24 protein-coding genes and 1 tRNA gene are annotated in these 22,499 nt (G+C 59.5%); 11 read left to right on the top strand and 14 right to left on the bottom strand.

Features of this window, described 5'->3' with window-relative positions; genetic code table 11:
* The 6 genes from RJQ10_RS18220 to RJQ10_RS18245 form a co-directional block, all read right to left on the bottom strand.
* Positions 1-219 (bottom strand): type IIL restriction-modification enzyme MmeI (locus RJQ10_RS18220; protein WP_350148810.1); only part of this gene is annotated, 219 nt, incomplete at its 3' end.
* 211 nt (positions 220-430) lie between these two features.
* Positions 431-1,300 carry a lambda-exonuclease family protein gene (locus tag RJQ10_RS18225; protein WP_350148811.1) on the bottom strand — a complete coding sequence of 290 codons (870 nt, stop codon included), beginning with the start codon at positions 1,298-1,300 and terminating at the stop codon, positions 431-433.
* Positions 1,300-1,926, bottom strand: a complete 627-nt coding sequence (locus RJQ10_RS18230; RefSeq protein ID WP_350148812.1) for a Sak single strand annealing protein — start codon at positions 1,924-1,926, stop codon at positions 1,300-1,302. Before RJQ10_RS18230 ends, RJQ10_RS18225 begins: the two co-directional genes overlap by 1 nt.
* 91 nt (positions 1,927-2,017) lie before the next feature.
* A complete protein-coding gene (locus RJQ10_RS18235; RefSeq protein WP_350148813.1) occupies positions 2,018-2,890 on the bottom strand; it encodes an ArdC family protein in 873 nt (290 codons plus the stop codon).
* An 11-nt stretch (positions 2,891-2,901) separates the two neighbouring features.
* Positions 2,902-3,183, bottom strand: a complete 282-nt coding sequence (locus RJQ10_RS18240; RefSeq protein ID WP_350148814.1) for a hypothetical protein — start codon at positions 3,181-3,183, stop codon at positions 2,902-2,904.
* A gap of 75 nt (positions 3,184-3,258) precedes the next feature.
* Entirely contained in the window at positions 3,259-3,453 is a 195-nt protein-coding gene (locus tag RJQ10_RS18245) for a hypothetical protein (RefSeq protein WP_350148815.1), read from the bottom strand.
* A gap of 151 nt (positions 3,454-3,604) precedes the next feature.
* Here RJQ10_RS18245 and RJQ10_RS18250 point away from each other — a divergent pair, with 151 nt between their 5' ends.
* Together RJQ10_RS18250 and RJQ10_RS18255 are read left to right on the top strand one after the other, a co-directional pair.
* Positions 3,605-4,921: an RDD family protein gene (locus RJQ10_RS18250; protein ID WP_350148816.1), complete on the top strand. Its 1,317-nt coding sequence runs from the start codon at positions 3,605-3,607 to the stop codon at positions 4,919-4,921.
* Positions 4,922-5,964: 1,043 nt separating this feature from the next.
* Positions 5,965-6,315, top strand: coding sequence for a terminase small subunit (locus RJQ10_RS18255; RefSeq protein WP_350148817.1), 351 nt, complete (start codon positions 5,965-5,967; stop codon positions 6,313-6,315).
* Positions 6,316-6,643: 328 nt separating this feature from the next.
* Here the strand turns inward: RJQ10_RS18255 and RJQ10_RS18260 are convergent, their stop codons facing one another.
* From RJQ10_RS18260 to RJQ10_RS18290, 7 genes are all read right to left on the bottom strand, one after another.
* Positions 6,644-8,344, bottom strand: coding sequence for a DUF5906 domain-containing protein (locus RJQ10_RS18260; protein WP_350148818.1), 1,701 nt, complete (start codon positions 8,342-8,344; stop codon positions 6,644-6,646).
* Complete coding sequence (locus RJQ10_RS18265; protein WP_350148819.1) at positions 8,341-8,886, bottom strand: DNA-primase RepB domain-containing protein; 546 nt, start codon at positions 8,884-8,886, stop codon at positions 8,341-8,343. The genes RJQ10_RS18260 and RJQ10_RS18265 overlap by 4 nt, the downstream gene beginning before the upstream one ends.
* Before the next feature lie 312 nt (positions 8,887-9,198).
* A complete protein-coding gene (locus RJQ10_RS18270) occupies positions 9,199-9,444 on the bottom strand; it encodes a hypothetical protein (RefSeq protein ID WP_350148821.1) in 246 nt (81 codons plus the stop codon).
* Positions 9,445-9,633: 189 nt separating this feature from the next.
* Positions 9,634-10,176 (bottom strand): hypothetical protein, encoded by a 543-nt coding sequence (locus RJQ10_RS18275; RefSeq protein ID WP_350148823.1) that lies wholly within the window; start codon positions 10,174-10,176, stop codon positions 9,634-9,636.
* Positions 10,173-11,057 (bottom strand): tyrosine-type recombinase/integrase, encoded by an 885-nt coding sequence (locus tag RJQ10_RS18280; protein ID WP_350148825.1) that lies wholly within the window; start codon positions 11,055-11,057, stop codon positions 10,173-10,175. Before RJQ10_RS18280 ends, RJQ10_RS18275 begins: the two co-directional genes overlap by 4 nt.
* A gap of 106 nt (positions 11,058-11,163) precedes the next feature.
* Positions 11,164-11,240: transfer RNA gene (locus RJQ10_RS18285), tRNA-Val, on the bottom strand.
* Positions 11,241-11,294: 54 nt separating this feature from the next.
* Complete coding sequence (locus tag RJQ10_RS18290) at positions 11,295-12,914, bottom strand: caspase family protein (protein WP_350148827.1); 1,620 nt, start codon at positions 12,912-12,914, stop codon at positions 11,295-11,297.
* An 82-nt stretch (positions 12,915-12,996) separates the two neighbouring features.
* On the opposite strand from RJQ10_RS18290, the gene RJQ10_RS18295 reads away from it, so the two are divergent.
* Positions 12,997-13,782, top strand: coding sequence for an alpha/beta fold hydrolase (locus RJQ10_RS18295; protein WP_350148829.1), 786 nt, complete (start codon positions 12,997-12,999; stop codon positions 13,780-13,782).
* Positions 13,783-13,828: 46 nt separating this feature from the next.
* On the opposite strand, the gene RJQ10_RS18300 is transcribed toward RJQ10_RS18295, so the two are convergent.
* On the bottom strand, positions 13,829-15,373 hold the full coding sequence (locus RJQ10_RS18300; RefSeq protein WP_350148831.1) for a serine/threonine-protein kinase: 1,545 nt from the start codon (positions 15,371-15,373) through the stop codon (positions 13,829-13,831).
* A gap of 399 nt (positions 15,374-15,772) precedes the next feature.
* Between RJQ10_RS18300 and RJQ10_RS18305 the strand changes: the two genes are divergently transcribed.
* The 8 genes from RJQ10_RS18305 to RJQ10_RS18340 all read left to right on the top strand — a co-directional run bounded on the left by RJQ10_RS18305 (position 15,773) and on the right by RJQ10_RS18340 (position 22,459).
* Entirely contained in the window at positions 15,773-16,339 is a 567-nt protein-coding gene (locus tag RJQ10_RS18305) for an NAD/FAD-utilizing enzyme (protein WP_350148833.1), read from the top strand.
* A gap of 75 nt (positions 16,340-16,414) precedes the next feature.
* Positions 16,415-17,767: a c-type cytochrome gene (locus RJQ10_RS18310; RefSeq protein ID WP_350148834.1), complete on the top strand. Its 1,353-nt coding sequence runs from the start codon at positions 16,415-16,417 to the stop codon at positions 17,765-17,767.
* Between the two features lie 10 nt (positions 17,768-17,777).
* Positions 17,778-19,517, top strand: coding sequence for a cytochrome c oxidase subunit I (locus RJQ10_RS18315; protein ID WP_350148835.1), 1,740 nt, complete (start codon positions 17,778-17,780; stop codon positions 19,515-19,517).
* Positions 19,514-20,194 carry a cytochrome c oxidase subunit 3 gene (locus tag RJQ10_RS18320; RefSeq protein ID WP_350148837.1) on the top strand — a complete coding sequence of 227 codons (681 nt, stop codon included), beginning with the start codon at positions 19,514-19,516 and terminating at the stop codon, positions 20,192-20,194. The genes RJQ10_RS18315 and RJQ10_RS18320 overlap by 4 nt, the downstream gene beginning before the upstream one ends.
* A gap of 10 nt (positions 20,195-20,204) precedes the next feature.
* Positions 20,205-20,888: a heme-copper oxidase subunit III family protein gene (locus RJQ10_RS18325; protein WP_350148839.1), complete on the top strand. Its 684-nt coding sequence runs from the start codon at positions 20,205-20,207 to the stop codon at positions 20,886-20,888.
* Between the two features lie 10 nt (positions 20,889-20,898).
* On the top strand, positions 20,899-21,219 hold the full coding sequence (locus tag RJQ10_RS18330) for a cytochrome C oxidase subunit IV family protein (protein ID WP_350148840.1): 321 nt from the start codon (positions 20,899-20,901) through the stop codon (positions 21,217-21,219).
* Entirely contained in the window at positions 21,216-21,932 is a 717-nt protein-coding gene (locus RJQ10_RS18335; RefSeq protein WP_350148842.1) for an SCO family protein, read from the top strand. The genes RJQ10_RS18330 and RJQ10_RS18335 overlap by 4 nt, the downstream gene beginning before the upstream one ends.
* A 71-nt stretch (positions 21,933-22,003) precedes the next feature.
* Positions 22,004-22,459 (top strand): nuclear transport factor 2 family protein, encoded by a 456-nt coding sequence (locus tag RJQ10_RS18340; protein ID WP_350148844.1) that lies wholly within the window; start codon positions 22,004-22,006, stop codon positions 22,457-22,459.
* Positions 22,460-22,499 lie beyond the last annotated feature (40 nt).

A 22,499-nucleotide genomic window follows, 5' to 3' on the forward strand; every position in this document is an offset into this window, starting at 1 on the left:
CGCTTCGCCCACGGAACCATCGGGGCAAGCCTTGATATGGATATTATTCGTCTGTAGCACGCCACCTAGGTCAGACTTATTGGACGAGCCTGATCTCAGTCGTTTTATGGTGGTGGGCTTATTTCCAAAAGCCTCTAGGAAAAGAAACGGGAAGGCCTCGTCATCAAAAGGCTCCATCGCCAGATTCGAAACGGCTTCCTCAATTTCTACTGCATTCATTGATGCTCTCTGATACCCGGTCCAATGAGAGTGAGGTAGTGTACCCCACTAGTCACTTTGTAAGTATGGGTTTAAGTCCGTTCAGCTTCTCTTTACGTGGCTAAGGTGGGGTGTATCAGGTAGGCCAAGGTGCCAGGCAGGGTCTGTTTCGGTCTGGTATTGTATGGTGGGGACGGCTCAGCTTCGAGCCGCCCCCTCCATTCCGCCACCGCTACGAAGCGACAGTGATACGCACGTCCACACCTCCGGGCTTGCGATATGCTTCCACATCAATACCGCTGTCGGCTGCTGCCTTGCGGTAGTCCACCGAACCCTTACGAACGAACCGCGTCACGGTAACACCACCGCCTGTAACGCTTGGGTGGTCAGCCAGCTCAAGGAGCGCCGCCCTCGCTGCGTCTGCTGCCGACTTGGCCGCGTCCAGGGCCGACTTCCGTTGGGCAAAAGCCTCGGCGGCCTCAAGCCAAGCAGGATCGTCCCTCACCAGTCTGTCACGTTCTGTCAGTTCTGGCGGTGTATCGGCTTCGATATGGGGCATGAACCGATCCCAGGCTGCGCGTATAGCCTCGTGTGACTCGGGGTCGGCGTGGATTGGGAGCGCGATGCCTTTACCAAGGTCCTCATCGTAGACAAATAGCTCGGCCTGCTCTGCCCGACTAACCATGAGCTGGTGCTGGACTTGAAGGCGGTAGTGTTCAGGTACCTCGCCCTGACTGGTCTGCTCCCAGAGCGTCGAGCGGCCCCCACGAACAGGACACTTGATCTCGACCAGGAGCGAGCCGTCGAACGTCAGTCCATCAAGACTGGCGGAGTAATCCCCGTCGACCAGGGTAATCGGCTGCACGACATGCCCGGTCATCTCCTCATACGCCGCACGAGCGGCTGGTTCCAGCCGCATCCCGCGTTCCATCGGATAGGTCACCTCCTGCTGTCGCCGTCCGGTGCGCAGCTCCCACAGTTGATACGGTGTCATCCACGGAGATACACCCATCACAGCAGGTGTTTCCGATGCGTTGCGGTACAGCTGCCGGTGGGCCAGCCAGTCGGCTGACCCTTGCTCCAAATAGATACGCGTTGTCATTAGGCTGCCCTCTTCTTAGTTTCCAGTGCCGAAATCACGCGACTGGCATGGTTTCGGGGTATTGACTCCAGCGATTCGAACCCGAAGTACGCCAACAGCGACTCTGCGTCAGAGCCGGTCACGCGTAGCAGGTGCTGGATATAGTTCAGCTGCTTCTCCGTTATCTGGCCTACGATCGCCGTGACGGGTGAAGAGTCATGAGCTGCGGGTTTTGTCGGTACCTCACCCCCCTCTTCAATGTGCGTGGGTAAATCCTCGCCAGCGTAAACGTTCAAACCCAAACCATGCAGTGCAATGGCTTTCACCAGCGCGCGTTGGATCGAGGTATTGATATCAAACACCGTAGGCTGTGTGATCGGTTTATTCCGACCGTCCAGGACAGGGTGAATCTGGGACAGCGTCAGGCCTTGCACGGTCACTGCAACTTCTACGAAGTAGCCGATCTCCGTGACCAGGTATGGCAATCCATCGAAGCGCCACACCTCCCAGCGCGCCTCGGGATCAGCGAGGCGTAGCTGCGCGACGGCATAGGGCCATGACAAGTAGGTGAATGGGCCTTTCTTCTCCACGTAGGGCGATACATCAATGGCCGCGAGTTGCTTGAACGGGTGACGTGAATCACTCATGGGTATTCTCCTTTTAGACAGGGGATAGCCCGCAGGCACGACGGCCTGCGAGAGTTAGTGGTTGGTTTAGGTGGGTTTGGTTTGGTGCAGGCTAGGCAGCCTGCTGTGAGACCTCGGGCTGCTGACCCATCGGCTTGAGCAAGTAATCTGCCGCCTTCTGGGCCTGCGCCGCCGCCGTGAAGATCGCACGCTTGTCGCTCTTCAACACCTTCAGCCAGCTGGCGATGTAACTGCTGTGCTGGAGCTGGCCCGGTATACGGCAGTGAGCGCTGAGAAACGCGGCACTGAGCTCTGCGATGAGTTCCTCGACAGCGTAGGCCTCAGAGCCGAAGCGTCCCGAGAAATCACGGTCCAGGCGCGACTTGTGCCCGGTCCAATGTGACAGCTCGTGGAGGGCAGTCGCGTAGTAGCCATCAGCAGATGGAAACAACGCTCGCTCCGGCAGATAGACACAGTCCCGGCTGGGTGCGTAGAACGCCTGAAAGCCCTGGTGGCGTATATCCGCACCCGACTGATCGATCACACGCTCCGCTGATTCGTGGGGGTCCCAAGGAATGGACGTATCTGCCGTCGGCTCAAGATCGTCCAGTCCTTCGGTTTGATCAATGTTGAACACCGTGAAGGCACGGATAATGGCCCGGCGCTTAAGGACAGAACTAACAGGAGCCTCGTCTTTGTCGAGCGGTTTGAACAACACCACGGTAGCGCCCTTTTCTCCACGCCGCACTGTGCCGCCCCGCTCCTGGGCTTGGCGGAACGTCAGCCAGCCATTGGTGCGATACCCATCGGCATAGCAGCGCATACCTAGCAGCAAATGGTTGATGCCACGGTATGCACGCTGAGTGGCGGCGTTGTGGGGCACGGGATCGGCGGAGCCGGTCCAGGGCTTGACCCAGGGTGCCACGCCCTGCTCAAAGTCAGCGACAATGGCATCGGTGATACGTTCATAGATTGATTGCTTCATTACACACCTCCTTACACACGTGGATCGACGAAGAACACACCGGGGTAGTACGTGTCACCGTCGATGTAGCCGATGAGCCGCTTGGCAGAGCCAGTGGCGAGGCTGTTGAGTAGACCCGCTACCGTGGCCGCCATGAGCCCTGAGAAAGTCCCCCAGTGGAGTGCGTAGGTGAGACCTGACACCGCCAGATCGAGTGCCAGATCGTGATTGAGCGCCCGCAGGAGCCAGCGCCGTTCGAGTTTCGCCAGTATCAGTGCACCGGCAGCGAAGACCATAAAGCCTGTGAATAGCATGCGATTTACCTCCTATGTGTTGAAACCGCGCATGGAAAAAGCCCACTGCCGGCAAGCGACAGTGGGCTGAGGGGGTTAGCGTTTGCCTGATTCTTCCCAGGCCTCACCCATATCTGTGGCCAGTTCGTTCAGGTACTTGGGTACATGTTCGATGGCACGTGGGACGCTTCGAGCAGCAATGAAGCAGGCGAAACAAGCTTGTTTGAAGTACTTGGTTTCTTTGGCTTCGTTGAGGGTGATGGGTTGCTTACGTTGGTTGGATTTGGACATTTCGATCTCCTGTTGTGGATGCAATCCACAAACAACAACCTAACGGGGTTTCCAATGGGACCCCTATGGCCAGGAGGAAAGACGAATCCGAAGTGGGGTACCCTTTCTGAGGAAGGGGGGAGGGGGTGGTATGCGAGGACGGTCTCAAGATTTGCCGCAGATCATGTACTGGCGTGCCATCCGTGTGTATTCTTACAAGAGAAAACAGACCGAGCAGCGTTGCAAACAGATGAGAACTCATTACGACAACTTGCAAGTCGCTCGCAACGCGAGTCCAGAAGTGATCAAAGGTGCCTACAAGTACCTCTCTCAGAAGTGGCATCCGGACAAAAATCCGGAAAATCGGGAGGAGGCCGAGCGTAATCTCCGGATCATCAATAAAGCCTATGAGGTGCTATCGGACCCAGAACTTCGAATTCAGCATGATCGATGGATCAGAGTGGCTGAATCGAAGTCAGAACAGAAAGAAGAGCGCTATTCGAGAACGAATGAGCAACCGGGATCAGCTACTGAAAACGATAACGAACGGCGCACACGTGAAAAACGACAAGCCGGGACGCAGTCAAAAGAGCAAGGCAGTAAAAATCCGGCTTCGGAAGTCTATGAATTCGCAGGCTTCTGGGAAAGAGGCGGTGCGATCTTGATCGATAGCATCGTAGTAACTCTAATTTGGCTCGCCTTGAGCTTTTTGTATGGGGTATTGGCATCAAGAAGCGAAGCTACGCCCACTGACACGCAATTTAGCCTTGCTTTGTTTTTCATAAGTGCTTTCTACTATGTGCAAGGCTGGAGCAGCGTAAACTCTGCAACATTTGGAAAGCGCTCTCTGGGCCTGGAGGTAAGAAGCACAAATCTAGAAAGAATATCAATCTGGATCGCTCTACTGCGGTATGTCGTATGGTCGTTAGGGGCACTACTATTCCTCGTCACATATTTGACGCAGCCTTTCTCTAAAAAGCGGCAATGCATACATGACATGATCGCTAACACGGTGGTAGTGAAGAAAGTGGGGGCCCTTCGTGTTAACAACGTGGCTGTTCCTGCCATTGTAATTTTGACTTTCTTAGCAATCGGTGGGGTAATCGCGGCAATTGCACTGCCTGCATATCAAGACTACACAACGAGGGCTTCAATAACTCCGGCCTTGGCACATCTGGCTGCAGCCAAGACTGAGGTAGCGGAGTACTATGCTGCAAATGGATACCTACCAACAGATAGCGAGCTGGCGGGGCGGCGGTACAACGAACCGGGAATGTACTCACGGGTGCGCATTGATGAAAATGGTAACGTCTATATTATTTTCGATTTAAAGGGTGAAGGACCGCTGGCAGGAAGAATGTTAGCACTGTATCCCAGTTTGAATGAAAACGGTTCACTGCACTGGGAGTGTTATTCACCTGACATACGGTTACCGCTGCTACCGACAAACTGCAGAGAGCTGTCGAACCAGATTCAATCCGAGCAGTAGCAGATACGGGGGCTTTCATGGTCGATGTTCTTATTGCCTTCGGAATCATCTGGTTTCTTTACTGGGGCCACACAAAACCGATTAAGAACAGACTCGCTCAGATACGCGGACATGGCCCCGCCAACGACGAAATACGGTACCTGAATTCTCGAATCGCCCGTTTGTTTGCAACGGCAGTCGCCGCTTCCGTGGGCGCATTTTTTGGGTCCTTTATCGGAATAGCGGGGCTTGGTTCGGCTATCGCGGGCACAATACCCTGCGCATTAGTCGGCGCTCTCATCGGCTGGCTCGCTGGAGCAAAGTCCAATTAGTTTCATTGTTCTAAAATGAGGTAGCACAACGTGCCGCATCCTTCAGCGCTAATGATCGAAGTGATTTGGTTGCGAAATGTGACAGCGTGCATGCACACTACACACGGACGTAATCTTCGAGGGGATGTTACATGGTCCAGACCAGTACGCGCGATCTAGCCATAATTTTCGAGCGTGCGGAAAATGCCAGTAGTGCAATACGTTCGATTGTGCAGCACTACCGGGTCAGCGAGGGTGAATCTGAAAGCAATACCTACATAGTTGATAAAACCGTTCTGCACTTCAGAAGCCACAACAAACCAGATGGCGTATACAGGCTCGGCCACGGGTTGGAGCTAGTACTCGGAAATAAAAGTGGCATCCGCGAGGAGATACCGTTCTAACACCTAGCGGGATGCGAGGCGCTCCCGGCCGAGGGCAGCTGTTTAAGGTCTGGCGCTAAACTTCGTCTGCGCAAGGGCGCGAGCTGACTTCCTCGACACCGTTGGTCTCACCAGAATTTGACATTATTTGCCCTATTCGCGGGATTGTTTAATGCCCAGCCAAATCACACTTAGGCAAATACAAGCAAAGTTCGTCCGCCAGTGCGTGGCGCATGGGGTAGGTGCAACGACGTGCAAGCACGTCGGAGCAGCCATCTGTATAACCTGAGCAAATATCTTTAGCCTAAATAATGGCGAACAAGTTATATCTGGTGGATGATTTCAGTAGCTGCTGGATGGGAGAGTTGCCATGAACGGACTGACAATACGACAAGAAGCATTTGCGCAGCACTTCGTGATTACCGGTAACGGGGCCGAAGCCGCGAGGAGGGCGGGGTATGCACCTGTCGGTGCGCGAGTCACCGCCAGCCGCCTATTAACAAAAGCTAACGTTCTGGCCGAAATCGCTGCCGAAAGACGCGCGCACGAACAAACCATGGGAACCAGCCGCGAGCAGGTTGCGGCGGAACTGATGAGCGTGGTTGACCTAGCACGAGAATGCGGCGATGTCCGTGGGATGATCGCTGCACTCCGGGAGATCGGGCTCGTGTGCGGGTACTACGAGCACGAGGAGGGTTCTCGTCCAACCTGGCCAAGGTGATTCACAGAGGGTGGACGGGCGCAGCCAACGTCATTGCAGGCTTCGTCCACCCTGTCCACCCTGTCCAACTTACTTATAGAGTGAAAAGTGTATAGCGGTCCTCACCTGTAATTAGGGGGAGTGCTTCTCGCGGGGGGGAAGGCACCCTCGTGTATAGACTTACGCGGTTACCTGGACAGGGTGGACGCGTACACCAAAAGTACCTATCCAACACCGGTGTCGATGGCGTTAACCGCGCTCTCGACAGGCAGATCATGCCCGAGTTGCAACAGCTCCACAGAGGCACCGACCAGCGGGGTTGTTGTTCGAACCAGGTCGTGGCTGGACTCTAGTTATCGTCGCCCTCCACCTCGGACCAGTCGATCAAGCCCTCGCAGTTAATTGCCTTCTCGAATGAGCGCCTACACTCATCGAGGGTAGGGAATACACAACAGCGCTCTCTACGCCCAACCCTCTCCCTGCGGGTCTCGGTTACACCGTCACAGAGTTTGTATACGCGTTTAAACAGCGCCCCCCGGTCAGGCACCGATTCTCGCCTAAGCTGCTTCCGGGCAAAGGCTTCCACGGACGCAACGATCGTATCCCTCGGCACTTTTGGTTCTGTGCCCCATGGATACCGTGGAGTGGCAATATAGTCATCGCCACTCGAAATTACCCCACTCTCGAGAGTTTCGTACAACCACCGCCCGACGAGGTCGAGGCTGCGGATTTTCACATCCGCCCCGAACCGCGGTTTGGGCCGCTGCCTGGGGTGCCAGCCATCGATATCCACTTTCAGCAAATGGTCGTGCAGAGCTTCTACCCCGCCACTTTTGAGTTCTTCGTAGACCGCTTTGAAGTAAGCGTGGTCCTGCTTGTGGACCTCGGATACATCTAAGAAAACAAACCGCCGGTCATCCGGCCCGCACGCGACAGGCCACTCCTCGTTCGACGATATGATCAACCGGGAGCAGTTGCGGACAGTAATAATGTCTTTGCCTTTGGGCTCTACAGCCCGAAACGAATCAGTGATCATCGCCTTCAACGTACCCTCCGCGGATTTGTTGCCGCCCCAGGTCGCCTCGTTGGCATGCACCAGCAGTTTGTCTTTCAGATGGTTGTTGAACTTGCCGGTAAGCCGTTCCATGTTGGTGCATTCGTAGAACATCTGGCCTAGTATCCTCGCCAGCGGTTTCACGAGCGTATTCTTCCCCGTGCCTTGACCACTACGCAGCACCAGCGCCACTTCCGGCAATTCTTGGGGCCGCTGTATCAGGTGCGCCATCCAGTTGATGACATAGGAGTCAAGCTCAGCGTCACCAGCGCAGATCACGTCACGCACAAACCGTAGGTATAAATGGCATGCTCCAGACTTGGGAGTCGTCGAGAAGCCGCGAAAAAGGTTGTAGAAATTCTCCGGCGATTTTCCTGACGGATCAAACACCAGTCCGTCGTATTCGCGACGACTCGGACTCTGCAACCAGTGGTTGGAAAATGCCTCGCCCATTAACCGCGGCCAATTTTTAGTTAGCAGTCGGAACCCGCTCTCGGTCAATAACTGCCCGTCTGGCAGCCCATCCGCGCATTTCATCTCTCTCAAAATTACGACTGAGCTTCCCACAGTGACAACCGCGAACTCTCTGTTAGCGTCAGCAATCAGTTTCAATGCACCAGCCCTCGTTTCTTCGCAGACATCTTCTATCTTTGCGCCGGTCAAGTGTGCAGGCTCATATCTGGCGACACTTGTTGCAATGCTTCTCACCTCAACTTCTGAAAGCGGTGGGGTCACATCTGTAGCGTTCTTTTCGAGTAGCTGGCGCGTAATTTCGGATTCCGTTGCTCCGAAATGGCGCAACCGACCCGCGATGCTAGCCAGCTCAACATTCCGTGATCCCTCTATGATCGAGGCCTCATCGTATTTTATAGACCCCGGTACGCTCTTCTTATCCTTGCCGTTTCCCGTACTTTTCCGATCCACAATCGGCACGTTCATCTCGCGAAACAGGTGCCGCCAATCACGTGAAGTCGTCGCACTTTTCAACATTGTCATCGGTGTATCCTCGTCATGAACGGCTCGCCCTTCTGGTGCCAGAACCCAGGCAATCGCATGACTCTTGGCAGGTCATGTACGGTCGAATCGCCATCGAACCTCGCTGCAAGACTTTTCTGCGCCGTGGAAAAGTCGGATAGCGGGCATTTAACGTTTAGCCAATATGCGTGGTACCGACTCGGGCTCGATACAACGACTAGATCGGGGAGTACATGACAGTCTGTCACCGGCCCAAGCGGTGAACCATCGAGGTCCACGAACAACGCCCGTACGCGAGACACGTTCTTCGCCGTCCGGCAGGACTTATTGCCGTCGTAGACTTTACCATCGCCCTCGTTGACCATGACAAAAACGCCCGCGCCCTCTTGCTGCAGCGCGATCAAGTGTTCCGCATACTCGTCCAGCGTCCCGTGATGCACTCGCGCTAGTTCCGCACGTTTCCGGTCTTTGCGGTCGTAAAATGTCTGGAATGTCATCGGGGCATCCACCGAACCAGCGAGACGTTCAATAAAGGCGGAGGCCTCCGCAATATCCGGACTCATCGTTGCCGCCTCGGCAGCTCACCACCGATTTGCATCGGAATCTCCTCTCCACTGGTGATACGCTCGTGGATAAACTCAAAGAGATCCAATCTTCTGCGCTTCAACTCTTCTGGGTCAGACTGGAAACGTTCGTGACATACGGTGCAGAGTTCGACCCGGAAACCCCGGAGCAGCGGCCCGGGAAACGACTTTGTAAATACGACTGGCACATAGTGCTGCATTGATTTCACGGCCGCCCTACAGATTCCGCAGGTCGTAGGGGCGACGATGTATAGCGCTGGTATTACGCTGTAGGGTGACGGTGCCTCTGTGTTAAGCCGCGACATCATGACGTCCCTCCGCCTCCAGACACTCCCGCGTCAGGATATTCACGACCAACTGCTCAAAGCCTGGCCCGATGAGCGAACCTGCCGATCCACGACGTGGCAGATACTGGCGCGAACCAACCAACTCCTGACGATGTTTGCGGATAAACCATTGAAAAGAGGCAAACGTGGGAAAAACATCACCTCCCGACTCTGCGACCCAGTCGCTGGCTTTTCGAAAACTCTCCAACATTGCTTTGCTCCTGCTGTAGACCTAGGTAAGCGCACCGCCGCGGTGCCACGACGAGCAACTCGCCGATCCGCGCCACGATTACGTAATAGCGCAGAGATATCACGCAAAACCCCTGGCGAAAAAAATCGCCAGCGCAACCGGATGTAATTAGGAGAGTTTTTGAGAAGGAGTCAGAACGACAAAAGCGCGCTATTTGTCGATAGTCGGATCGCTGGCATCGCCGTAGTTCCAGGGGTCGACAAAATCGCCCAAGGTCATGTAGCCGCCATCGAGTAATTTTTTACGTTGTTTAATGTGTTTTTTTGCGCGGTGGCTGGTCAGGACCTCCCCCGTTTCGCGCGGCAACGCCAATTTCGCCGCCTGCCCTTTCGCAAATAGAATGAGGTAGTCTTCGCCGGGCAGATCGCCGCGGGTCGTCGCATACTCGGAATCAGCTCGATCAAACAGCCTTTCAGCGAGCCTGTCTTTCGCTTTGGTGGGGAAGAACTTGCGGGCTTCCCAGGATAGCTGCATCTGTTTCTTTTCCAGATCAAGCAGCAGTTCAAACGTACTTTTCGTCGTCGAGTAGTCCCGACACGAGGGCTCCACACTGTCGTCACCAAGAAGCGCTCCGAGCGCGTGATTCATATCCACAAGTCGTCGCCGCATCGTTTTGTCTTCCCGTTGACGGCGACGAAGCTCCCGCTTCGCCGCTGCCAACCCCCTGCGCAGTTGCTGCTCGCTGGATTTCATCCGAAAACCGACTCCACCACTGCTCGGCGGTCGTTCACATTCGCGTGTATGTACCGGGCACTCGACGCAAATGACTTATGACCCATGACAGCCATGATCTGCGCCTGCGAGACGCCCTGCCGGGCCAGTTCGGAGCCGCAGGAGTGCCGCAACCAATGAAACGTCCGGCCGGGGAGGCCTGCCTTATTCACAGTCTTGCTCAGTATGTTTCGATGCTCGTAGGGCTTGCCGGTGCGCCCGCTAAAAATCAGCTCATCGGGCTGACCTTTTGGCAGCCGACTCAGTTCCGACATGCACGCGCTTGATAAGGGGGCCACATGGGGCTCGCCATTCTTCGTTCTCTGAACGTAGGCAGTGCGCTGAGCCCAGTCGATGTCACGCCAGCGAAGGGTCTTCAGACTCCCCGCTCGCAGTCCCGTATGGAAACCCAAGGTTATGAAGCACGGCAACTTCTTCCAGCATCGATCGATCACGCGCGCGACCTTGATGACGCGGTTAACCTCATCTGCAGTCATAAACTTGTTTTTGTCCACCGGAGAGGTGGAGGTCTGAACACCACGAGTCGGTGCGATGTGGCTCTTGCGGAGTAAACGCTGGGCTTTTGCCCATCGATACACGCCACCCAGCGTAGAGACGTATCGGGTAACGGTGGCGGGCGAGAGCGGTTTGCCTGAACGTTGGGTGCGCAACCCGCGCCCTGCGCGTAACTTACCGCGTGTGACGAGTGAGTCCAGCGCATCGTCCACATCGTCGGCAGTGACGTCACTCAGCAATAGGTGCCCGAGCCGGCCCTGCCAGAACTGTAGGCGATGGATCGAGCCCGAATCGAGCTCGCGGGAAGACGCCACCATAGCGTCTATGGTTTCATAAAGTGTTGTCATAACAACCTCCGAAAAAGGCTCAGTAAAAAGACCGCTACTTTTTTGTAGCGAACAATTCACCGCGGCGGTGCACTTTTCGTAGACGTAACAACAACTTACAGTCGATTGGTAGGACCAGACGGATTTGAACCGTCGACCTCTACCATGTCAAGGTAGCGCTCTAACCAACTGAGCTATGGTCCTGTTGTCTGAGGGGCGGGATTATAAGGGCGCCGCCGGGTTTCCTCAACTGTTTCCTCACCGCGCCACGAAGTAGAACTCACCCACTTCATCGCCGGCGCGCTTGATGGCCTTGAACTCGGGGTCCAGCCCCGGAAGGCTCTCGTCCAGCAGGTCCAGCATGCTGAGGAACAGGGCGGGGCCGGTGATTACGGCCTCGTTGTCCTGCAGGGCGCGGATAAAGGCCTCGGCGAACACCGAGATGCCCGGGTCGCGCTCGCTGGCGAGGGGGAAGTCCTGGCCGGAGGTCAGCAGCAGGCGCGACTTGTTGGGGAAGCGCAGGCCGATGTAGGCATCGCTGAGCAGGGCGTCGCGGCCGCTGGCCAGCAGGAAGGCGGGATTGTCCGCCAGCAGGCCGGCGAAGGCGGAGTCGGTCACCACCATGATGCGCCGGGCGGGCAGACGGGCGAGGTGACTGCTGACCTGCTCGGTAGGTACCCAGAAGGTGTCGTTGGGTGGCGGTTCGGCGTTGACCGGCAGCCAGTAGCCCGCCTCGTAGGCTCCCACCGGCCTGCGATTGCCATAGCCTGCGTAGTAAATGAGAAGGTTGTCGTTTTCCTGCAGCACCTCATTGAGCTGGTTCAGCGCGCGCAGCACGCCAACGTCGCTGGTGTTCTTCAGCACCTGTACGGCGAAACCGTACTTGTCGCTGAGTACCCGTGCGATCTTGTCGACGTCGGAGGCCGGCGTCTGCAGGTCATCCAGGAACTGGTAGCTGCCGTTGCCGATGACCAGGGCATAGTAGCGGCCGTAATTGCGGCCGTCCTTGGAGACGTCTGCGCCCGGCTGGGCAGTACTGCCGCCGATGCTGACCAGGCCGCCGCTCACGAGGGGTTCTGCCGGGGCCACCGGAGCGGGAGCGGGCGCGGGTGCCGGTGCGGGTGCGGGCGAGGAGGCGGCAGCCCTGGCCGCGCCTGCCTCGGCCTTCGCGGCGGCGGCTTCGGCCCGGGCTTTTTCCCGTTCGCTGCGCGCCTGTGCCATTTGTTCAGCGAGCGTGACATTCTCCGCCTGCAGGGCCACGTTTTCTTCGGCCTTGGCCAGCAGGGCCTGCTCGGCATCGGACTTGTAGACCAGCTGATCGTCGGCCAGGCCCCAGGCCTGCCGGTACCAGTTCAGCGCCACAGCCTTGTCCTGCGGCACGCCCTTGCCGGCTTCATAGAGGGTGCCGAGATTGAACTGGGCGCCCTTGTGGCCCTGCTCCGCCGCGCGCTTGAACCAGAGGACCGCGACCTCATAGTTGGGTTCGGTGCCGAGGCCACGTTCGAAGATTTCGCCAACCGAGTTCTGCGCGTCCGCATCCCCGGCCTCGGCCGCCGGCAGCCAGACCCGCAGCGCGGTCTTGTAGTCCGCCCGGTCGAAGGCCACATACTCACCGCCGCGCAGGCGGCAGTCCTGGGCCGTGGTGCGGGTGGGTCGCCGCGGCGTGAGGTAGGTGGAGTTGCCCAGCTGGCGTACCTGCCCAGGCAGCAGGCAGTCTACAATATACAGGTCCGCCACCGCGGCGCCCTCGGGAATCTCGACCGGGCCGCCGGGCCCTGCGGCACAGGCGGCAAGCAGGGCGGAGGCCGCAGCGGCCAGGAAAGCGTTACGCGCCCCGCGGCCGGTGGCCCGCAGGGAAGGCAAATCTATTCTGGTCATGGTGAAGGAACCCGCTGTTAATTTCATGGGAGCGTTGAACATAGTTCATTCGTGGAGACGCCACAACCGGCAGTGGCTGGTTTTGTTAACTGCGTCGCTCCTGGTCGCCTGTGGCGGTATCCCGGATGCGCGACAGCTTGCCGACCGCCACGGGCTCCTCCTGGAACAGGTGACGGGCGGCCCGTTCGTGCTCCCGATCCTGGTGCAGCCCGGCCTGACGCCGGGACGACCGCTACATATATACCTGGAGGGCGATGGCCGGCCCTGGCTGCAGCGGGAGCGCGCGCCCAACCCCACTGGCCGCGGCACGATAGCGCTGGAGTTGATGCTGGCGGACCCGCAGCCAGCGCTGCTGCTGGGCCGGCCCTGCTATCACCAGCAGGGGATACCTGTTCCGCCCTGCGAACCGGGTTTGTGGACCGAGGGGCGCTACTCGGAGCCAGTGCTGGACGCTCTCGCGGTCGCCCTGCAACAGTTGCTTGCGGCGTATCAACCAACGTCCCTGGTGCTGGTGGGTTACAGCGGTGGTGGCGTGCTGGCCCTGCTGCTGGCACAGCAGCAGACGTTGCCGACCACGGTTGTGACCGTGGTCAGCAATCTGGATACGGCCGCCTGGACCGAGTACCACCGGCACCTGCCACTGCGCGACTCCCTGAACCCGACACTGGATATTGCCCCCGGCACTGCTTTTCGCCAGGTTCATTTCGCGGGTGGCCTGGACCCCGTGGTTCCCCCCGCTACCACTGCGCGTTACCGCGAGCGCCACCCCGACGCCGAATACCATCTGTTGCCAGGGTTTGATCACAGCTGCTGCTGGGTCAGTGAATGGCCAGAGCTGCTGGCCAGCGTGCTGGGGGCGGACCACTAACACCGGTATACCGGACGGCAGGATGCCCGGCGCCAACTGCAGAAGCCTATTCCGGATTGAGCTGCGCGCGCAGGCTGTCCCGCAACTTTAGCAGTTGGGAGTCATTGGCCAGGTACTCGTTTTCCTCCGCATAGGCATCCATCAGTTTCAGCAGATAGCCCTGCTGTCGCGGTGTGACCATGGTCGGCGCAACGTCGACCAGGTGCTGCACCAGCATTTGCAGTCCCTGTTCCGCTTCCGGGTTGCGAGGATGCAGCGCATAGGCGGCTGTAAAATAGCGCGAGGCGCCGTCCCAGTCGCCGATTCCCGCCGATTGCTGGCCGCGGTCGATATGCCCGCGGAACTCATTCTGGACCTGCAGCGGCAGCTCCGCGAAGGGTACGGCCGGGCCCTCCGGCTTGCTCGCCTCCCAGGCAAAATAGCCCGAGGCCAGCGCCAGCACCAGCACCATGGCCATCAGGATCCGGTTGCGCCGGCTGGTACCGGAAAATTCCTTGAGGAATTGCTCCGCGGTCGGCGTCCGGTCCGCGCGCTCCAGCGCGATCGCGGCGGCAATGGCTCGCCACTGATGGCGTTTGAGTCCCTTGATGGGCTGCGGTTTCAGACCCTGCTCCAGGGCATCCAGGGCGGTCCTGCCACCGTAGGGATGCACACCGGCGTACAACTGATAAGCGATCAGCCCGAGGGCGTAGACATCGTCCGCGGGGTGGGGATCACTCTCCCTGCGGAGCATCTCCAGAGAAGCGTAACGCAGGGTCATGGCACCCAGCTCACCGGCATCGAAACTGTCCTTCTGCACCGCGGAGTCCATGATGCGGGCAATGCCAAAGTCGAGGATCTTGACCCTGCCGTCGGTGGTGACGAACACGTTGTCCGGTTTGAAGTCGGAGTGCACCAGGCCGTTTTCATGGGCGTAGGCGAGCCCGCTGGCCATCTGCTCGATCAGGGTCTCGTTGCTCGGCTCCTTGCCCTCGGCGAACTTGATCTTTTTGAGACCGGACAGGGCGTCACCCGACAGCATTTCCATGGTCATGTAGACCCGGTCGCCGTCGCGGTCGAAGTCGTACACCGTCAGGACGTTGGGGTGGGCCAGCTGCTGCGATTTCTTCGCTTCCCGCTGCAGGCTGATCAGCGCCTTGGGGTGGCGGCTGAATTCCTCGCCGAGGAACTTGATGGCAACCCAGGGGTTGTCATCGTTGGCCTCTTCCTTGCGCAGGTCCCGCGCCTTGTAGACCTGGCCCATGCCGCCCTTGCCGAGGCGTGACTCCAGCACGAAGCGGTCCTTGATGACGTTGCTGGCATGGGGCACGTAGCTGCGCCCGGTCAGCGGTGAGGCACCGGGGTTGGTATTGAGGCGCGTGGAGTCGTCCTCTACCGCCCGGGTGGGAAGTTCGGCAGCGGTATTCAGGCCGGGGCCCGGTTCGCTCGCGGGGGTCGCGAGTACGGTCTCGTCCTCGTTGCCCTCGGGCAGCGGCGGCAGGGCATCGGGCTCGGATTCCGGGGCCACGACGGTCTGGTCGGCGGTGCCGACCACCACGGTCCTGTCGCCGTCCTCCCCCTGCTGCTCCTGCTTGTCCCCTGCCTTTGCCATGCCTGAAACTCCCGTCCCTGCGCTGCGCGGCTTCCATCCTAACCGCTGGCGGGTGCATACCAAAAACAAAAATCCACAAGTCCAGCACTTCGTCGCGGCTAGAGCTCCGAGCCGGGGAGTCGTGACGGCACTTAGGCCATCTGGAACTAACAAAATTTCTGTTTATGAAAAAACAGTCTCAGAACACCAGGAATGCGAACAGATACGGCCCTGAACAGTCTTGTTTGGGCGGAAAAATACTATTTTTAAGCACGTTTCTTTCTATAACGACACCATTTTAAGCTCATAAAGCACTTAAAAAATCAGCTGAGCCGGACCCCGCTCGTGCGCCGGAATCGCGGTGCTATACTCGATTGCGAGAGGTGCAAATCCTTCGATCCGTTGAGGAGTATTCCAATAATGAAACGGCACTTTTTTCTCAGTGAAGACCTTGATGACCTCGGGCAGGTAGAGAGAGATTTGGAGGCGGCGGGCGTTTCCACCCCGCAAATTCACGTCCTCAGCGAAGACGATGCGGGGGTCCAGGCCCACAAGCTCAATGACGTGGAGGCCGTGCTGCGCAAGGACGTTGTCCACGGGACCGAGCGGGGAGCCGTGATCGGCGTGATCGGCGCGGCCATCGTTCTGGGGGCGGGGTGGGCAACGGGTATTACCGACACCATTACCTGGGTTCCCGTCATTTTTCTCGCCGTCATCGTGCTGGGGTTTTGCACCTGGGAGGGGGGCCTGATCGGTATTCAGGAGCCACACTCAGACTTCAAGCGCTTTACCGATGACCTGCGCAACGGCAAGCACGTCATGTTTGTCGATGTCAGCATCGCCCAGGAAGACATCTTGCGGCGCATCGTCAGTGCCCATCCCAAATTGACAACGGCCGGCGAAGGCCCCGCGGCGCCGGGCTGGTTCGTCAGTACCAGGGCGCGCATAGAAACCATGATGAAGGGCACCGCCTGGCGACACCAGTGAACCATACATAAGAATAATTGCTCCGCTACGGTCGGGAGATTCCGTTCGCCCGCTGCAAGCGTACATGGAGGTGGCATGAAAATCGTGATTGCCCTTGTCCTGCTGGTTCTTGGCTCACTCGCCTTCCACTGGTGGAGCCCATGGTGGTTTACGCCACTGGCTTCCAACTGGGACACCATAGACACCACCATTACCATTACCCTGTACATCACCGGTTTTGTCTTCGTCGCAGTCAATCTGTTCCTCGCCCTGGCGGTATTCCGCTATCGCCACTCCGCCAACCGGCGGGCTGACTACGAACCTGAGAACGCCTCGCTGGAAAAGTGGCTGACCGGCATCACCACCGTCGGCATTGTGGCCATGCTGGCGCCCGGGCTGGTGGTGTGGGCGGACTTCGTCAAGGTGCCGGAGGACGCCGATGTCATCGAGGTGTTCGGCGAACAGTGGCAATGGAGCTATCGCTTTCCCGGCGCCGATGGCCAACTGGGCGAAGTCGATGCCCGCTTCATGTCCGCGGCAAACCCGTTCGGCATGAGCCCCAACGATCCGGCGGGCGCCGACGACATCCTGATCCGGGGCGACGACCTGCGCCTGCCGCTGGACCGCTCGGTCAAGGTGCTGCTGCGGTCCCGCGACGTATTGCACAATTTCGCGGTCCCCCAGTTCCGGGTGAAGATGGACATGGTGCCGGGCACCGTCAGCTACGTCTGGTTCACCCCCACCCGCACCGGCCGCTTCGATGTCATGTGCATGGAGCTGTGCGGTATCGCCCACTACGCCATGCGCGGCAATGTCATCGTCGAGGAACAACAGGATTTCGAGCGCTGGCTCGCGGGACAGCGCACCTGGGCTGAGATCCAGGGGGACGCCAGCGGCGATCCCGTTGCCGGAAGGGCGCAGTACACGGTCTGCGCCGCCTGTCACGGCGGCAGCGGCCAGGGCAGCCAGGACATGCACGCGCCGCAACTGGCGGGCATGCCGGCCTGGTATCTGCAGCGCCAGCTGGAGCACTATCAGCAGGGTATTCGCGGTGCGCATGAGGCGGACACCTTCGGCCAGCAAATGGCCCCCATGGCCGCCATCCTGGGCAGCCGGGAAGCCGTGCGGGATGTCGCCGCCTGGCTGTCCTCCCTGCCACCGACGCAGCCTGCCGGCACGGTCAGCGGCGATCCGGGCCGGGGGCAGTCCCACTACAACAGCTGTGGTGCCTGCCACGGCAACCGGGCCCAGGGCAACGAGGCCCTGCAGGCACCCAGCCTGGCCGGATTGCAGGACTGGTACATCCGCCAGCAGCTGGAGAACTTCCGCAAGGGTATACGCGGCGGACACAGCGACGACCGCTATGGCCAGCAAATGGTGTTGATGGCCCGCTCGCTGCAGAACGAGCAGTCCATCAACGACCTGCTCTCCTATCTGAATACGCTTTGAGGGGAAAGGCATGCAACACACTGCAATCGCCGACCAGATCGAGGAAGACCTGCACGATCCACACAGCTTCGTAACCCGCTATATCTGGAGCCAGGACCACAAGGTCATCGCCATCCAGTATTCCATCACCGCGGTTTTCGTGGGCCTGGTGGCGCTGTTCCTGTCGGGCCTGATGCGCCTGCAGTTGGGCTTCCCCGATACCTTTGACTTCATCGACCCCAGCGCCTACCTGCAGTTCGTCACCATGCACGGCATGATCATGGTGATCTACCTGCTTACCGCACTGCTGCTGGGAGGCTTCGGCAATTACCTGATCCCGCTGATGGTGGGTGCCCGGGACATGGTGTTCCCCTATCTCAACATGCTCAGCTTCTGGACCTACCTGCTGTCGGTGATTGTCCTGCTGGCCAGCTTCTTCGTCCCCGGCGGACCGACCGGCGCGGGCTGGACCCTGTACCCGCCCCAGGCCATCCTGCAGGGTACGCCCGGCTATGACTGGGGCATCATCCTGATGCTGGCGTCCCTGGCCATATTCATCGTCGCCTTCACCATGGGTGGCCTGAACTACGTAACCACCGTACTCCAGGCGCGCACCCACGGCATGACCCTGATGCGCATGCCGCTCACCATCTGGGGTATCTTCACCGCCACCGTACTGGGTCTGCTCGCTTTCCCCGCCCTGCTGGTGAGCGCGATCATGATGATGCTGGACAAGGTCATCGGCACCAGCTTCTTCATGCCCGCGCTGGTATCCCTGGGGGAGTCACTGGACTACACCGGCGGCAGCCCCATCCTGTTCCAGCACCTGTTCTGGTTCTTCGGCCACCCGGAAGTATATATCGTCGCCCTGCCCGCCTTCGGCATGGTGTCCGATGTCATCGCCACCCATGCCCGCAAGAACATATTTGGCTACCGGATGATGGTGTGGGCCATCGTCGCCATCGGCGGCCTCAGCTTCGTGGTCTGGGCCCACCACATGTATGTCAGCGGCATGCACCCGGCGTTCGGCTTCTTCTTCGCCACCACCACCCTGATCATCGCGGTGCCCACCGCGCTCAAGGTCTACAACTGGGTGCTGACGCTGTGGCGCGGCAATATACACCTGACTGTACCGATGCTGTTTGCGATCGGTTTCATCTTCACCTTTACCCACGGCGGTCTGACCGGCCTGTTTCTCGGCAATGTCACCATCGATCTGCCGCTTTCAGACACCTACTTCGTGGTCGCCCACTTCCACATGGTGATGGGTGTCTCGCCGATCATGGTACTGTTCGCCGCGATCTATCACTGGTTCCCTCTGGTATCCGGGAAACAGCTGGACGCGGGGCTGGGCAAGGCCCACTTCTGGTTCACCTTCCTCGGCACCTATGCCATCTACCTGCCCATGCACTATCTCGGCTTTCTCGGCGTCCCGCGGCGCTACTTCGCCATGGGCGGCACTGATTTCATCCCCGAATCCGCCCAGGCGCTGAACGCCAGTATCACCCTGGCGGCGCTCATCGTGGGGCTGAGCCAACTGATCTTCATCTACAACGTGATCCGCACCCTGCGCAAGGGTGAGCCCGCCGGGCACAACCCCTGGGGCGCTACCAGCCTGGAGTGGCAGACCCCCGACGTGCCACCCCGCCACGGCAACTGGGGCCCGGAGCTGCCGGTTGTGCATCGCTGGGCCTACGATTTCAGCGTGCCGGGCGCGGAGCGGGATTTCATTCCCCAGAACGAGCCCGAAGGCAAAGGAGCTGAAGGATGAGATTCTTCAAGACACTGGGCACCAAGCCCTGGCTGGATCCGACCATGGTCAGCACCGCGGGTATCGCGCTGGCCGCCGACCCGCTGGCGGCACCGCGCACCGCGCTGCGCTTCATCATGGGGATCGTCAGCGTCCTGTTTTTCCTCTTTATCATTACCTTCCTGTCCCGCTCCCAGTACCCGGACTTCCAGGCCCTGGCGGGACAACCCTGGCAACCCTTCACCGATCCGACCCGGCTCTGGCTCAACACCGCTCTTCTCGGTCTCAGCAGCGTGGCCATGCAGTGGGGGCTGGTCGCGGCCCGGCGCGAACAGGTCAACCGGGCGGTGGCCGGCATCAGCGCGGCGGTATTCTTCGCAGTGGCCTTCCTGGTGGCGCAGCTGGAACTGTGGCGGCACCTGCAGGGCATGGGCTATTACGTCAACACCAACCCCGCCAACAGCTATTTCTACCTGCTGACCGCGGTCCACGGCCTGCACATCCTCGGCGGCCTGATCGTGCTGGCCAATGTGGTATTCAGGGTCTGGTACGACGGCGCCATGGCGAGGCTCAGCGGTCCGCTGACGCTCTGCGCCCACTACTGGCACTTCCTGCTCGCGGTCTGGCTGCTGCTGTTTGCCCTGCTCACCAGCCGCGTCGAAACCATCAACCTGTTGGCAGCCCTCTGCGGCTTCTGAGGCAGCGCTCATGAAACCAGCCGAACCCCTCGTCACCAGCGACTACACCCAACCCGGTGTCTCCGGCATGGTCCGGGACTGGGGCGCCGACAAGCAGGCATTCGACATGCCCTGGGGCAAGTTGATGATGTGGATCTTCCTGCTCAGCGACACCTTTATTTTCAGCATCTTCCTCACCGGCTACATGAATGTGCGGCTGTCGGCCACCGACACCTGGCCCCCCGCCAGCGAAATTTTTGCCCTCACCGTTGGCGGCGTCTACCTGCCTCTGGTGTTGATCGCCATCATGACCTTCATCCTGATCACCAGCAGCGGCACCATGGCCATGGCGGTGAACTACGCCTACCGGGGAGACCGCCGCCGCACCGTGATCCTGATGATCGCGACCGCCGTGCTCGGCGCCAGCTTTGTCGGCCTGCAGGCCTTCGAGTGGAGCAAGCTGATCCACGACGGGGTGAGGCCCTGGGGCAACCCCTGGGGCGCGGCCCAGTTCGGTTCCACTTTCTTCATGATCACGGGCTTCCACGGCCTGCACGTGAGCGCCGGGGTCATCTACCTGGCCATCATTGCCCGCAAGGTCGCGCGGGGCGACTACGAGAAAAAGGGCTATGCGATCGTCGAGATCACCGGCCTGTACTGGCACTTCGTGGACCTGGTATGGGTCTTCATTTTCGCCTTCTTCTACCTGTGGTAAGGAGGATTGCATGAGCGATACCGCGGGCGAACAGCACCCCATCGGCATCTACCTGAAAATCTGGCTGCTGCTGTTCGTGCTCAGCGCCTTTTCCTATATGGTTGATTATTTCCACGTCCAGGGTTACCTGCGCTGGACACTGATCATTACCTTCATGTTGCTCAAGGCCGGCCTGATCGTCTCGATCTTCATGCACTTCCAGTGGGAACGGCTGGCCCTGAAATACACCCTGCTGCTACCGACACTCGCCATCATGGTGTTGATTGGCCTGATGCTGATCGAGGGCGATCATACCTTCGCAACCCGGCACGCCTTCTTTGACCGCGGATGAGCATGCGGCCCCGCCAGCGCATGCTGCTGGGCTTTGTCCTGGCGAACAGCGCCATCGCGGCGGTCGCGGCCGCCATGCTGCTGGGGCGACCCGAGCCGCCGCCCCAGATCCAGGGCGTGCTGCTGCCCCAGGCGAGGGCGCTGGCGCCGTTTGAGCTGACCGATCACCGTGGCGACGGGTTCAGCAACGGCGACCTGGAAGGTCACTGGCACCTGGTCAGCTACGGCTTCACCACCTGCCCCGATGTCTGTCCCGCGACCCTCTCCGAGCTGGCAAGTTTCCGCGAGCAGCTGCCACCCGAGTACCGGCGGGACCTGCAGGTACTGTTCTACAGCGTGGATCACCGCCGGGACACCCCGCAGCAGCTCGCCAGCTACGTGTCTTTTTTCGACCCCAGCTTCACCGGCCTGACCGCCACCGAGGGCGGCGAGTCCGGCGCTACCGCCTTTGCCAGCAGCCTGGGCATTCTGTCGGTACTGGAACCCGCGGAGGGCGGCACCCTGGAGGACGGCGACTACCGGGTCAGCCATGGCGTGACCCTGCTGCTGCTGAACCCCGAGGGCAAGCTCCAGGCCGTATTCGAGCCGGGTCGGGTCGATGCCATGGGCTTTCCCGGCTTTGACGTCACCACCCTGGTGCGCGACTACACGACTATCCGCAGCCACCTCGACACCGACGGTGAGGCGATTCCCGCCCGCGGTCAGGATGTCTGAACCGCCGCCGCGGGCAAGCCGCCGCCACGGGTATACACTCAGCGAGTCACCCCAATAAGAAAGGATCCACCATGTTTGAGAACGAACATCCGGCGCGCCGCGCCGCGCTGCTGTCCAGGGAATATGTCCACAGCAAAAACAAGGCCGGCTGGCTGGGCCTGTACGCAGAGAACGCGATCATCGAGGATCCCATCGGGGTGTCCCATATCGATCCGGAGGGCCACGGCCACCGGGGGGCGGCGGCCCGTGAGGCTTTCTGGGACAATTTCATCGCCCCGGTGGACATACGCATCGAGATCCTGGAATCCTTTGCCGCCGGCGATGAGGTAGCCAACCACGTCAACCTGACCATCACCATTGATGGCGGCGAGGGCAAAACCCTGCAGCAGAAGGTTCACGGTATCTTCACCTACCACGTCGACGCCGGCGGCAAGCTGCTCTCACTGCGCGGTTATTGGGAAACCGATGATCCGCGCAACGCGCTGATGGAGATGGACTCGGAGGGCAAGCTGAAAGCGCTGGCCTGAGCGCTTCCCTATCCCCGATGGGATCAGTATGCTGACCGGG

This window comes from Haliea sp. (assembly GCF_040222615.1).
GTDB lineage: Bacteria > Pseudomonadota > Gammaproteobacteria > Pseudomonadales > Halieaceae > Haliea.

Excerpts from the sequence above, each read along its gene's own strand:
- RJQ10_RS18330 (WP_350148840.1), top strand. The coding sequence starts at position 20,899 with ATGAGCGATACCGCGGGCGAACAGCACCCCATCGGCATCTACCTGAAA.
- RJQ10_RS18305 (WP_350148833.1), top strand. The coding sequence starts at position 15,773 with ATGAAACGGCACTTTTTTCTCAGTGAAGACCTTGATGACCTCGGGCAG.
- RJQ10_RS18235 (WP_350148813.1), bottom strand. The coding sequence starts at position 2,890 with ATGAAGCAATCAATCTATGAACGTATCACCGATGCCATTGTCGCTGAC.
- RJQ10_RS18290 (WP_350148827.1), bottom strand. The coding sequence starts at position 12,914 with ATGACCAGAATAGATTTGCCTTCCCTGCGGGCCACCGGCCGCGGGGCG.
- RJQ10_RS18225 (WP_350148811.1), bottom strand. The coding sequence starts at position 1,300 with ATGACAACGCGTATCTATTTGGAGCAAGGGTCAGCCGACTGGCTGGCC.
- RJQ10_RS18240 (WP_350148814.1), bottom strand. The coding sequence starts at position 3,183 with ATGCTATTCACAGGCTTTATGGTCTTCGCTGCCGGTGCACTGATACTG.
- RJQ10_RS18255 (WP_350148817.1), top strand. The coding sequence starts at position 5,965 with ATGAACGGACTGACAATACGACAAGAAGCATTTGCGCAGCACTTCGTG.
- RJQ10_RS18265 (WP_350148819.1), bottom strand. The coding sequence starts at position 8,886 with ATGAGTCCGGATATTGCGGAGGCCTCCGCCTTTATTGAACGTCTCGCT.
- RJQ10_RS18230 (WP_350148812.1), bottom strand. The coding sequence starts at position 1,926 with ATGAGTGATTCACGTCACCCGTTCAAGCAACTCGCGGCCATTGATGTA.
- RJQ10_RS18310 (WP_350148834.1), top strand. The coding sequence starts at position 16,415 with ATGAAAATCGTGATTGCCCTTGTCCTGCTGGTTCTTGGCTCACTCGCC.
- RJQ10_RS18315 (WP_350148835.1), top strand. The coding sequence starts at position 17,778 with ATGCAACACACTGCAATCGCCGACCAGATCGAGGAAGACCTGCACGAT.
- RJQ10_RS18260 (WP_350148818.1), bottom strand. The coding sequence starts at position 8,344 with ATGACAATGTTGAAAAGTGCGACGACTTCACGTGATTGGCGGCACCTG.
- RJQ10_RS18325 (WP_350148839.1), top strand. The coding sequence starts at position 20,205 with ATGAAACCAGCCGAACCCCTCGTCACCAGCGACTACACCCAACCCGGT.
- RJQ10_RS18320 (WP_350148837.1), top strand. The coding sequence starts at position 19,514 with ATGAGATTCTTCAAGACACTGGGCACCAAGCCCTGGCTGGATCCGACC.
- RJQ10_RS18300 (WP_350148831.1), bottom strand. The coding sequence starts at position 15,373 with ATGGCAAAGGCAGGGGACAAGCAGGAGCAGCAGGGGGAGGACGGCGAC.
- RJQ10_RS18270 (WP_350148821.1), bottom strand. The coding sequence starts at position 9,444 with ATGTTGGAGAGTTTTCGAAAAGCCAGCGACTGGGTCGCAGAGTCGGGA.
- RJQ10_RS18335 (WP_350148842.1), top strand. The coding sequence starts at position 21,216 with ATGAGCATGCGGCCCCGCCAGCGCATGCTGCTGGGCTTTGTCCTGGCG.
- RJQ10_RS18245 (WP_350148815.1), bottom strand. The coding sequence starts at position 3,453 with ATGTCCAAATCCAACCAACGTAAGCAACCCATCACCCTCAACGAAGCC.
- RJQ10_RS18275 (WP_350148823.1), bottom strand. The coding sequence starts at position 10,176 with ATGAAATCCAGCGAGCAGCAACTGCGCAGGGGGTTGGCAGCGGCGAAG.
- RJQ10_RS18280 (WP_350148825.1), bottom strand. The coding sequence starts at position 11,057 with ATGACAACACTTTATGAAACCATAGACGCTATGGTGGCGTCTTCCCGC.
- RJQ10_RS18340 (WP_350148844.1), top strand. The coding sequence starts at position 22,004 with ATGTTTGAGAACGAACATCCGGCGCGCCGCGCCGCGCTGCTGTCCAGG.